The sequence below is a fragment of the Pseudomonas vanderleydeniana genome (assembly GCF_014268755.2).
Classification (GTDB): Bacteria; Pseudomonadota; Gammaproteobacteria; order Pseudomonadales; family Pseudomonadaceae; genus Aquipseudomonas; species Aquipseudomonas vanderleydeniana.
In genome coordinates, this window is sequence record NZ_CP077093.1 from 3,798,978 (window position 1) to 3,810,495 (window position 11,518).

General features: G+C 62.6%; 8 protein-coding genes. 6 read left to right on the forward strand and 2 right to left on the reverse strand.

Going from position 1 to position 11,518, the window contains the following annotated elements:
- Nucleotides 1–33 precede the first annotated feature (33 nt).
- Both cobM and HU752_RS17135 read left to right on the forward strand, forming a co-directional pair.
- A complete protein-coding gene (gene cobM, locus HU752_RS17130; RefSeq protein ID WP_186682866.1) occupies nucleotides 34–780 on the forward strand; it encodes a precorrin-4 C(11)-methyltransferase in 747 nt (248 codons plus the stop codon).
- Nucleotides 781–798: 18 nt separating this feature from the next.
- Nucleotides 799–1,218, forward strand: coding sequence for an NUDIX hydrolase (locus HU752_RS17135; protein ID WP_186682865.1), 420 nt, complete (start codon nucleotides 799–801; stop codon nucleotides 1,216–1,218).
- A 193-nt stretch (nucleotides 1,219–1,411) separates the two neighbouring features.
- Here HU752_RS17135 and nfuA read toward each other — a convergent pair whose 3' ends face one another.
- Together nfuA and HU752_RS17145 are read right to left on the reverse strand one after the other, a co-directional pair.
- Nucleotides 1,412–1,996 (reverse strand): Fe-S biogenesis protein NfuA, encoded by a 585-nt coding sequence (gene nfuA / locus HU752_RS17140; RefSeq protein WP_186682864.1) that lies wholly within the window; start codon nucleotides 1,994–1,996, stop codon nucleotides 1,412–1,414.
- A gap of 242 nt (nucleotides 1,997–2,238) precedes the next feature.
- A complete protein-coding gene (locus tag HU752_RS17145; protein ID WP_186682863.1) occupies nucleotides 2,239–4,530 on the reverse strand; it encodes a fatty acid cis/trans isomerase in 2,292 nt (763 codons plus the stop codon).
- Nucleotides 4,531–4,685: 155 nt separating this feature from the next.
- Between HU752_RS17145 and metH the strand changes: the two genes are divergently transcribed.
- The 4 genes from metH (at nucleotide 4,686) to HU752_RS17165 (ending at nucleotide 11,494) form a co-directional block, all read left to right on the forward strand.
- Nucleotides 4,686–8,396 (forward strand): methionine synthase, encoded by a 3,711-nt coding sequence (metH, locus tag HU752_RS17150; protein WP_186682862.1) that lies wholly within the window; start codon nucleotides 4,686–4,688, stop codon nucleotides 8,394–8,396.
- A gap of 201 nt (nucleotides 8,397–8,597) precedes the next feature.
- The gene (locus tag HU752_RS17155) at nucleotides 8,598–8,816 is read left to right on the forward strand and encodes a DUF2970 domain-containing protein (RefSeq protein WP_186682861.1); all 219 of its coding nucleotides are present in this window, start codon (nucleotides 8,598–8,600) and stop codon (nucleotides 8,814–8,816) included.
- 541 nt (nucleotides 8,817–9,357) lie between these two features.
- A complete protein-coding gene (locus HU752_RS17160; RefSeq protein WP_186682860.1) occupies nucleotides 9,358–11,016 on the forward strand; it encodes a nitrite/sulfite reductase in 1,659 nt (552 codons plus the stop codon).
- The gene (locus HU752_RS17165) at nucleotides 11,000–11,494 is read left to right on the forward strand and encodes a DUF934 domain-containing protein (protein ID WP_186682859.1); all 495 of its coding nucleotides are present in this window, start codon (nucleotides 11,000–11,002) and stop codon (nucleotides 11,492–11,494) included. The genes HU752_RS17160 and HU752_RS17165 overlap by 17 nt, the downstream gene beginning before the upstream one ends.
- Nucleotides 11,495–11,518: the final 24 nt, after the last annotated feature.

Below are 11,518 nucleotides of genomic sequence, written 5' to 3' on the forward strand. Positions count from 1 at the left end.
GAGGTTCATGGCAAAGCCCGTACAGAGAAACTTATGACCGTCTACTTCATCGGTGCCGGCCCCGGCGACCCGGAACTCATTACCGTCAAGGGTCAACGCCTGATCCGCAGTTGCCCGGTGATCATCTACGCAGGCTCGCTGGTACCCGAGGCCGTGCTGGAGGGACACCGCGCCAGCCAGGTGATCAACAGCGCCGAACTGCACCTGGAACAGATCATCGACCTGATCCAGGCCGCCGACGCCGCCGGACAGGATGTAGCCCGGGTGCATTCCGGAGACCCCTCCCTGTACGGCGCCATTGGCGAGCAGATCCGTCATCTGCGTGAGCGGGGCATCGCCTATGAAATCGTCCCCGGCGTCACCGCCACGGCCGCCTGCGCGGCCTTGCTCGGCGCCGAACTGACGCTGCCGGACATTTCCCAAAGCGTGATCCTGACCCGTTATGCCGACAAGACCCGGATGCCCGCTGGCGAAGAACTGGCGGACCTGGCCCAGCACCAGGCGACGATGGCGATTCACCTGGGCGTCAATCACCTGGCGAAGATCGTCGCCGAGCTGCTACCCCACTACGGCGAAGACTGCCCGATCGCTGTGATCCACCGCGCCACCTGGCCCGACCAGGACTGGGTCCAGGGCACGTTGGCGGACATCCAGGCCAAGGTCGAAGCCAAGGGTTTTCGGCGTACCGCGCTGATCCTGGTGGGGCGCGTACTGGGCAGCGACCACTTCAGCGAGTCATCCTTGTACCGGGCTGGCCATGCCCACCTGTACCGACCCTGACCTGGCGGAGGCAAAGCAATGTCCGAGCAAGCGTTCTCCGGTGCCAAGCTGGCACTGATCTGTGGCGACCAGTTGCTGACCTACCTGCGCGACATGAAGGAGAGTATTCCCTACCCCGGCCACTGGGACTTTGCCGGTGGCGGCCGCGAAGGCGAGGAAACCCCGAGCGAATGCGCCTTGCGCGAGCTGGACGAGGAGTTTTCCCTGCGTCTCGGCGCCGAGCGCATCGAGTGGACGCGACGCTACCCCAGCGTCACCCAGCCGGGCAGCCATTCATGGTTTCTGGTGGGGCAACTGAGCCAGGTGGAAATCGCGGCGATCCGCTTTGGCGACGAGGGACAGTATTGGCGGATGATGCCGATTGCCGAGTACCTGGCGCACCCACTGGGGGTGCCGTACCTGCAGGAGCGGCTGCGCGATTACCTGCAGGATAGGTAGTGGCCACCAGGACGCATTCGCGGGCAAGCCCGGCCCCTACAGGATTGCGTCGCGCACAAGATTCATGAGCGCCCGAGCACTGTAGGAGCCGGGCTTGCCCGCGAATACACCAATTCAGCCACCACAACTGCTCGCCCCAAAAAAAACGGTGCTCACGGGCACCGTTTTTTGCGACTCAATGCAGCGAACACCCTTAGTAGTAGGCGTTTTCTTTCTGCGTATGGTCGGTGACGTCACGCACGCCCTTGAGTTCGGGGATACGCTCGAGCAGGGTGCGCTCGATGCCTTCCTTCAAGGTCACGTCGGCCTGGCCACAGCCCTGGCAACCACCACCGAACTGCAGTACGGCGATGCCGTCCTCGACCACGTCGATCAGGCTGACCTGGCCGCCATGGCTGGCCAAACCGGGGTTGATCTCGGTTTGCAGGTAGTAGTTGATGCGCTCGTTGATCGGGCTGTCGGCACTGACCATCGGCACCTTGGCGTTCGGCGCCTTGATGGTCAGCTGACCACCCATGCGGTCCGTGGCATAGTCGACCACCGCGTCGTCGAGGAACGCCTCGCTGAACGAGTCGATCCAGGCAGTGAAGCTTTTCAGGCCCAGCGCGGTGTCTTCAGGCTTTTCCTCGCCCGGCTTGCAGTAGGCGATGCAAGTCTCGGCATACTGGGTGCCCGGCTGGGTGATGAAGATGCGGATACCGATCCCTGGAGTGTTCTGCTTCGACAGCAGGTCCGCCAGATAATCGTGTGCGGCATCGGTAATGGTTATGGCGCTCATGGAATCTCCTCACAGATTGCTACCAGTCTACGCCAAATCAGGCCGCCGGACAAAGTCCTAGTATTTTTGTCGGAATAACACAGCAACTGATGCCAGGCTTGTGGCGAGCGGGCCTGCCCGCGCTGGGCCGCAAAGCGGCCCCAAAACCAGGCAACTCAACGTGTCAGGAATATCGCGATTGCTGGTTTGCGGCTGCCTTGCAGCCGAGCGCGGGCAGGCCCGCTCGCCACAAGCCGTTCTCTTCACAGGTTCTCGTAACGGTTCATGTCCAGCACGCCCGCATTCACCGGATCGGTTTCCTTGAGATAGGTCGTCAGGTCATGGAAATAGAACCAGAACTGCGGATGGCTACGGCGTATCCCCCAACGCCGGACGATCTGCTCGAACGCCGCGGCATCCTTGGCCTGCTCCATGGCATCGACGAACGCCGGCACCTGCTCGGCAGGTACGTTGAACATGAAGTTCGGGTAGCTGGTCAGCACCCCCGGGTAGATGGTCACGGTATCCAGGCCCGGCTGATAGCGGTAGGCCTCGCCGAGCATGAACGCCACGTTGCTGTGGGCACGGTTGCGTAGCAGGCTGTAGATCGCGCGTTTACCCTCACGGGTCTCGATGCGCAGCATCGTGGCTTCAGGCAGTTGGTCGATCACCCTGAGACCTGCCGCCGGACGTGAAGTCAGGCGACTCAGCGACTGTTCGGCCTCCTGCAACGCCGGGACGATATTGGGCCGCGAACAGTAGGCCCCATCGCAGCGGTTGATCGGGTCCGGATGGGCGTTGAGCTCGCCATAGCGCGCCAGCAACTGCTTGGCGAAGTCCCGCTTGGGGTCCTTCTCGTCGAGCTTCAGCGCCGTCGGCTTGCTGTCGTCGATACGCTCGTAATCCATCCACATCTTGATCTTGCCGCTGTTCTGGTACCAGTCGTCGAGGTAGGCATCGCGCGAATCGGCTGGCATCAGGCGCAGGAAGTTCTGCTCGGCACCGTTGCGGATCAGGTCGAAGTACAGCCGGGTCTGGGCCTGGTGCGAGACGTTGCCGAACACGTCGAAGTTCACCGCCAACTGGTAGTAGGTGCGCTCCAGCAGCGGGTAGTCGAACAGCCACATGGTCTGCGGCACCTCGCCGATCAGCCCCTTGGTCACCGTGGCGCTGTCAAAATGGCGGAAAATGCTCAGCAAGGCGTTGTCGTTGCCAGCCCACAGGGTCGACCAGCTGGGCGCCGGCACCCGGGCATAGGCCTTCGAGCGCAGCGACTCGTACTCGTTGCGCTTGTCGCGGTAGGCCAACCACAGGCTCAACACACTGCCAACATCGTCGTTCTGCCCGGGCATCGCCAGCAGCGGCGTGGCCTTGCCGCGATAACTCGGGTCGGTGATGTACAGGTCATGCTCCGGGGCCTGGAAGAACGCCCAGAAGTTGTCACGAATCACATCGGTCGCAATCTGTCCGCGGCAGACCGGCCCACGGATGAAGGTGTCGACGAAATATTCGGCGTTGTCGAGCATGAACTGGTAGCGCGCGGCCGCCGGAATCGCCTCGAAGGTTTCAAACGGGTTGGCCCGGCGTTGCGGCCCGTAGCCCGGCAAGGCACTGACCTGCCAGTCGCCGCTATAGAAGAGGGTCTTGATCCGCGCCATTTTCGCCGCGCTCAGGGCATAGGTGATGTGAGTCTTGTGGACGATCGCGCCCTGTACCGGCCATAGACGGTAGTAGACCTGGGTACCGGGATCGTCGTTGGGCCGCCGGGTGTTGATCAGGTCGATCGGCTGGCCGCTGGGCGTGCGCGAACGCACCCACTGGAAGAAATGCCCGGACTCGCCGCCGTCAAAATAGACATGGGCCAGGAACCAGTGCTCGTACAGCCAGCGTGCCACCAGGCTTTCCCGGGCACCCGGCGCATTGAGCAGGCTCTCCCACTGGGTGATCTGCTGCGCCTCGCGGGCCGTCGGCGCCAGCGGCTTGGCATCCATCGGCGCGCCGATGGCCAGCCAGTGTCGCAGGATCGCATACTGACTATCGGTCAGCCCGGTCACCGCCAATGGCATGCCCTCCTTCGGATGGGCACCGGCATAACCGTCGAACTCTTCGGGCAGCGGGCACATGTTCTGCCGGTTCAGGCCCAGCACGATGTTATCCGGCAGCTTGGCATTGGGCTCCAGCGGCGTGCGATGGCCCAACTCCAGCATGCGCGCCATCAGTGCCGCCTGGCTGCCCTGGGCATCGAGCACCGAGTAGAACGTCTTCTGTCGCCATTGCAGTGGGGTATGGGCATCGATGTACAGCCGAGTCGGCTCGAGCGCCTTGCTGCGGTCACCGTCGTAGACCGGCAGCTTCGAGGCGCCCCGTGCAGCACCTTCGGCACTGCCCAGGTTGAGCTGGCAGGCCGAGTCGTAGCAGGCATGACAGGCCACGCATTTCTCGGTGAAGATCGGCTGGACATCTTGGGTATAGGAGATCGCAGGGGCCGGGCTTTGCGCCTGAGTGACACCGCTGAACAACAGCAGTAAGAAAACGCTGACAAAGCGACGCGACATATCCCTGGTCCTGAAAGTAAAAAAACGCGCTGATTCTACCCTGTCGCCGACGTTTCAACATGAGTGATTTTCATGAAAAACCCCGACATGCTCTCAAGACGCACAGCTTTGATATCATTCCGGCTCTTTCTGTGTCCGTCTTTCCAGGTAGTCCCATGTCCGACCGCAGTGCTCGCCTCAACGCTCTCCAGCAGGCCCTCAAAGAACGCATCCTGATTCTTGATGGCGGCATGGGCACCATGATCCAGAGCTACAAGCTCGAGGAGCAGGACTATCGCGGCAAACGCTTCGCCGATTGGCCAAGCGACGTGAAGGGCAACAACGACCTGCTGGTCATCACTCGCCCGGATGTCATCGGCTCGATCGAAAAGGCCTACCTGGACGCGGGTGCCGACATCCTGGAAACCAACACCTTCAATGCCACCCGCGTCTCCCAGGCCGACTACGGCATGGAGGAACTGGTCTACGAACTGAACGTCGAGGGCGCACGCCTGGCGCGCCAGGTAGCTGACGCCAAGACCCTGGAAACCCCGGACCGGCCACGTTTCGTCGCCGGCGTCCTCGGCCCGACCAGCCGTACCTGCTCGCTGTCGCCGGACGTGAACAACCCTGGCTATCGCAACGTCACCTTCGATGAACTGGTCGAGAACTACACCGAGGCCACCCGTGGCCTGATCGAAGGCGGCTCGGACCTGATCCTGATCGAGACCATCTTCGACACCCTCAATGCCAAGGCAGCGATCTTCGCCGTGCAGGGCGTTTTCGAGGAACTGGGGTTCGAACTGCCGATCATGATCTCCGGCACCATCACCGATGCCTCCGGCCGCACCCTGTCGGGCCAGACCACCGAAGCGTTCTGGAACTCCGTGGCGCATGCCAAGCCGATCTCCGTCGGCCTGAACTGCGCCCTCGGCGCCAGCGAGCTGCGCCCGTACCTGGAAGAGCTGTCGGACAAGGCCAGTACCCACGTCTCCGCGCACCCCAACGCCGGCCTGCCGAACGAATTCGGCGAGTACGACGAATTGCCCGAGGAAATGGCCAAGGTGGTCGAGGAATTCGCCCAGAGCGGTTTCCTGAACATCGTCGGTGGCTGCTGCGGCACCACCCCGGCGCACATCGCCGCCATCGCCAAGGCCGTCTCGGCCCATGCACCACGCGTCATCCCGGACATTCCCAAGGCCTGCCGCCTGTCCGGCCTGGAGCCGTTCACCATCGATCGCCAGTCGTTGTTCGTCAACGTCGGCGAGCGGACCAACATCACCGGTTCCGCCAAGTTTGCCCGCCTGATCCGCGAGGAAAACTACACCGAGGCCCTCGAAGTCGCCCTGCAGCAGGTGGAAGCCGGCGCCCAGGTAATCGACATCAACATGGACGAGGGCATGCTCGACTCGAAGAAGGCGATGGTCACCTTCCTCAACCTGATCGCCAGCGAGCCGGACATCTCCCGTGTACCGATCATGATCGACTCCTCCAAATGGGAGGTGATCGAGGCCGGCCTTAAGTGCATCCAGGGCAAGGGCATCGTCAACTCGATCAGCATGAAGGAAGGTGTCGAGCAGTTCATCCATCACGCCAGGCTGTGCAAGCGCTACGGCGCCGCCGTGGTGGTGATGGCCTTCGACGAGGTCGGCCAGGCCGACACCGAGGCGCGCAAGAAGGAAATCTGCAAGCGCTCCTACGATATCCTGGTCAACGAGGTGGGTTTCCCACCGGAAGACATCATCTTCGACCCGAACATCTTCGCCGTGGCCACCGGCATCGAGGAGCACAACAACTACGCGGTCGACTTCATCAACGCCTGCGCCTACATCCGTGACGAGCTGCCCCATGCCCTGAGCAGCGGTGGTGTGTCCAACGTGTCGTTCTCGTTCCGCGGCAACAACCCGGTGCGCGAGGCCATTCACTCGGTGTTCCTGCTGTACGCGATCCGCGCCGGCCTGACCATGGGTATCGTCAACGCCGGCCAGCTGGAGATCTACGACCAGATCCCGCAGGAGCTGCGCGACGCGGTTGAGGACGTGATCCTCAACCGCACGCCGGAAGGCACCGACGCCCTCCTCGCCATCGCCGACCAGTACAAGGGCGACGGTGCCACCAAGGAAGCCGAAACCGAGGAGTGGCGCAGCTGGGACGTCAACAAGCGCCTGGAGCATGCCCTGGTCAAGGGCATCACCACCCATATCGTCGAGGACACCGAGCAATCGCGGCTGTCCTTCGCCCGCCCGATCGAGGTGATCGAAGGCCCGCTGATGGCCGGCATGAACATCGTGGGTGACCTGTTCGGCGCCGGCAAGATGTTCCTGCCCCAGGTGGTGAAGTCCGCCCGGGTGATGAAACAGGCCGTAGCCCACCTGATCCCGTTCATCGAACTGGAGAAAGGCGACAAGCCGCAAGCCAAGGGCAAGATCCTGATGGCCACGGTCAAGGGCGACGTGCACGACATCGGCAAGAACATCGTCGGCGTGGTCCTGGGCTGTAACGGCTATGACATTGTCGACCTCGGCGTGATGGTCCCGGCGGAGAAGATCCTGCAGGTGGCCCGCGAAGAGAAATGCGACATCATCGGCCTGTCCGGGCTGATCACTCCGTCGCTGGACGAGATGGTTCACGTTGCCCGGGAAATGCAGCGCCAGGATTTCCATCTGCCACTGATGATCGGCGGCGCGACCACCTCCAAGGCGCACACCGCGGTGAAGATCGAACCGCGCTACAGCAATGACGCCGTGGTCTACGTCACCGACGCCTCCCGCGCCGTCGGCGTGGCGACCCAACTGCTGTCCGAGGAGCTCAAGGCCGGTTTCGTCCAGCGCACCCGCGAAGAATACGTCGAAGTGCGCGAGCGCACTGCCAACCGCAGCGCCCGCACCGAGCGCCTGAGCTACGCCGCCGCGATCGCGAAGAAGCCGCAGTTCGACTGGAGCGACTACCAGCCGGTCAAGCCGACCTTCACCGGGACCCGGGTGCTGGACAACATCGACCTGCGAACCCTCGCCGAGTACATCGACTGGACGCCGTTCTTCATTTCCTGGGACCTGGCTGGCAAGTTCCCGCGCATTCTCGAGGATGACGTGGTCGGCGAAGCGGCCACGGCGCTGTACAAGGATGCCCGGGAGATGCTCGACAAGCTGATCGACGAGAAGCTGATCAGCGCACGTGCGGTGTTCGGCTTCTGGCCGGCCAACCAGGTGCAGGACGACGACATCCAGCTGTATGGCGAAGACGGCCAGCCACTGGCCAGGCTGCATCACCTGCGTCAGCAGATCATCAAGACCGACGGCAAGCCGAACTTCTCCCTGGCCGACTTCGTTGCCCCGCAAGGCAGCGGCGTCACCGACTACGTCGGTGGCTTCATCACCACCGCCGGCATCGGCGCCGAGGAAGTGGCCAAGGCCTACCAGGACAAGGGCGACGACTACAACTCGATCATGGTCAAGGCCCTCGCCGACCGCCTGGCCGAAGCCTGCGCCGAATGGCTGCACGAACAGGTGCGCAAGGAGCACTGGGGTTATGCCAAGGATGAACAACTGGACAACGAGGCGCTGATCAAGGAGCAGTACAGCGGTATCCGCCCTGCCCCCGGCTACCCGGCCTGCCCGGACCACACCGAGAAAGCCACCCTGTTCAGCCTGCTGGATCCCGAGGCCAGCGAGGGCAAGGCCGGTCGCAGCGGCGTGTTCCTCACCGAGCACTACGCGATGTTCCCGGCGGCGGCGGTCAGCGGCTGGTACTTCGCCCATCCACAGGCGCAGTATTTCGCCGTGGGCAAGGTCGACAAGGACCAGATCGAAAGCTACACCGCGCGCAAGGGCCAGGACCTGGCCGTCAGCGAGCGCTGGCTGGCGCCGAACCTGGGCTACGACAACTGATATCACCTCCTGCTGGAAGCGGGCTTGCCCGCGCTGGGGCGCCTCTGGCGCCCCTGAAACCTGCCACGGTGATTGCCTGTCAGCCACGAGCCCGAAGCCGATCGTTGCCACGCTCCAGCGTGGGAATGCCTCACCAGGCGCTCTGCGCCCACCCTGGAAATTGTCTATGCTCTCCACACTGGGACCCGTGTGGAGGATGCTATGGACGATCCTATCGATAACAAGCCGCCGACCTTCTGGCAGATGCTGCACAGCGTCATGGCTGCCGCCTTCGGCGTGCAAAGCGGGAAAAACCGCGCACGCGACTTCACCCACGGCAAGCCCAGCCACTTCGTGATCCTGGGTATCCTGTTCACTGCGGTATTCGCCTTGACCCTGCTCGGTATCGTCAAGCTGGTGCTGCTCTTCGCTGGCGTCTGAGCCCCTGACGCGACTTCGCGGCTCCCCGCTCCTTCGGGGAACCGCGCACTGCTGCATCTACCACACCCCTGTCATTCCTGAGCCCCACGACGACTGCACACAGCCCCGGGAACGACGTTCAGTTCAGGACAGGCCAAACGGCCCGTTCACTGATGACTGACCCAGAACACCGCCGTGACCACCACCAGGATGATCAGGAACAGGATGGCCCAGGCATCGACCGCACTGTCGCTTTTCCTTGTCTTGGTTGGATTGCTCATCGCATCGCCTCTTGTAGATTTTGTCGGTGATTGCTCGAAGACGCCTCGATAGTTAAGACCACAATTGTCCCTATCACAACCAAGGTCTTTGCCGCCTCCCGGTGCATATCGATTTTGGTTATGTTCATATTCAAAAACATCATTTTTGCACATAACCGCAAACTGCTATCTTGCGCCGGCTCCCCACGGGAGTGCGCGGCCGTGCGCGCGGAATTGTTCAGGTCTGGCGATGGCCCTACCCGCCTTGCGGCAGACCTATAAAGCCTGAAAACAGGATCAATATGTACGTATACGACGAGTACGATCAGCGAATCATCGAGGACCGCGTCAAGCAGTTCCGTGATCAGACCCGACGCTATCTGGCGGGCGAACTGAGCGAAGAAGAGTTCCGCCCCCTGCGCCTGCAAAATGGCCTCTACATCCAGCGCTTTGCGCCGATGCTGCGGGTCGCCGTGCCTTACGGCCAACTGACTTCGCGCCAGACGCGAATGATGGCCAAGATCGCCCGCGACTACGACAAGGGCTATGCCCACATCAGTACCCGGCAGAACGTGCAGTTCAACTGGCCGGCCCTGGAAGATGTTCCGGACATCCTCGCGGAACTCGCCACCGTGCAGATGCACGCGATCCAGACCAGTGGCAACTGCCTGCGCAACGTGACCACCGACCAGTTTGCCGGCGTCGCCGCCGACGAGCTGATCGACCCGCGCCCCTGGTGCGAAATCGTCCGCCAGTGGACCACCTTCCACCCGGAATTCGCCTACCTGCCGCGCAAATTCAAGATCGCCATCAACGGTTCGAGCTCCGACCGTGCAGCCATCGAAGTCCATGACATCGGCCTGGAAGCCGTGCGCAACGCCGCGGGCGAGCTGGGTTTCCGCGTTCTGGTCGGTGGCGGCCTGGGCCGTACCCCGGTGGTCGGTGCCTTCATCAACGAGTTCCTGCCGTGGCAGGACCTGTTGAGCTACCTCGACGCCATCCTGCGTGTGTACAACCGCTATGGCCGTCGTGACAACAAGTACAAGGCGCGCATCAAGATCCTGGTCAAGGCCCTGACGCCGGAAGTCTTCGCCGAGAAGGTCGAGGCCGAGATGGTCCACCTGCGTGGCGGCCAGACCACCCTGACCGAGGCCGAAGTGCAGCGGATCGCCAAGCACTTCGTCGGCCCCGACTACAAGGCACTGCAAGACCAGGCCGCCGAACTGGCCGCTCTGGACCAGCAGCACCCGGGCTTTGCCCGCTGGCGTGTACGCAACACCCTGGCTCACAAGAAACCGGGTTATGTTGCCGTGACCCTGTCGCTCAAGCCGACCGGTATCGCTCCAGGCGACGTCACCGACAAGCAGTTCGACGCGATCTCCGACCTCGCCGACCGCTACAGCTTCGGCCAGCTGCGCACTTCCCACGAGCAGAACATCATTCTCGCCGACGTCGAGCAGAGCAAATTGTTCGAACTGTGGGGCGAACTGCGTGAAAACGGTTTCGCCACGCCGAACATCGGCCTGCTGACCGACATCATCTGCTGCCCCGGCGGCGACTTCTGCTCCCTGGCCAACGCCAAGTCGATCCCGATCGCCGAGTCGATCCAGCGCCGCTTCGACGACCTGGACTACCTGTTCGACATCGGCGAGCTGGACCTGAACATCTCCGGTTGCATGAACGCCTGCGGTCACCACCACGTCGGCCACATCGGCATTCTCGGGGTGGACAAGAAAGGTGAAGAGTTCTACCAGGTTTCCCTCGGTGGCAGTGCCAGCCGCGACGCCAGCCTGGGCAAGATCCTCGGCCCATCCTTCGCCCAGGACGACATGCCCGACGTGATCTCGAAGCTGATCGACGTGTACGTTGAACAACGTACCGAAGACGAACGCTTCATCGACACCTACCAACGTATCGGCATCGACCTCTTCAAGGAACGCGTCTATGCAGCGAATCATTAAGAACAACGAGGTGGTCGACGAGACCTGGCACCTGCTGCCCAAGGACGCGACCCTCGACGGTATCACCAACTGTGACGACCTGATCGTCCCGTTGGCCCTGTGGCGCGACCACGGCCATGCCCTCAAGGCCCGCGATGGCGGCCTGGGCGTGTGGCTGGACGCGGACGAGGAAGCCGAGGAGATCGGTGATGACATCCAGCATTTCCAGGTGATCGCCCTGAACTTCCCGGCCTTCACCGACGGTCGCAACTACTCCAATGCCCGCCTGCTGCGTGATCGCTATGGTTTCAAGGGTGAGCTGCGGGCGATCGGCGACGTGCTGCGCGACCAGCTGTTCTACCTGCACCGCTGCGGTTTCGATGCCTTTGCCCTGCGTGCGGACAAGGACCCCTATGAAGCCTTGGAAAGCCTCAAGGACTTCTCGGTGACCTACCAGGCCGCCACCGACGAACCGCTGCCGCTGTTCCGTCGCCGCTGATGTAGACCGCTCCGGGGCTCGCCA

Bases quoted from the DNA above. Each gene is read 5' to 3' on its own strand.
- cobM (WP_186682866.1), top strand. From the start codon at position 34: ATGACCGTCTACTTCATCGGTGCCGGCCCCGGCGACCCGGAACTCATT.
- HU752_RS17135 (WP_186682865.1), top strand. From the start codon at position 799: ATGTCCGAGCAAGCGTTCTCCGGTGCCAAGCTGGCACTGATCTGTGGC.
- nfuA (WP_186682864.1), bottom strand. From the start codon at position 1,996: ATGAGCGCCATAACCATTACCGATGCCGCACACGATTATCTGGCGGAC.
- HU752_RS17145 (WP_186682863.1), bottom strand. From the start codon at position 4,530: ATGTCGCGTCGCTTTGTCAGCGTTTTCTTACTGCTGTTGTTCAGCGGT.
- metH (WP_186682862.1), top strand. From the start codon at position 4,686: ATGTCCGACCGCAGTGCTCGCCTCAACGCTCTCCAGCAGGCCCTCAAA.
- HU752_RS17155 (WP_186682861.1), top strand. From the start codon at position 8,598: ATGGACGATCCTATCGATAACAAGCCGCCGACCTTCTGGCAGATGCTG.
- HU752_RS17160 (WP_186682860.1), top strand. From the start codon at position 9,358: ATGTACGTATACGACGAGTACGATCAGCGAATCATCGAGGACCGCGTC.
- HU752_RS17165 (WP_186682859.1), top strand. From the start codon at position 11,000: ATGCAGCGAATCATTAAGAACAACGAGGTGGTCGACGAGACCTGGCAC.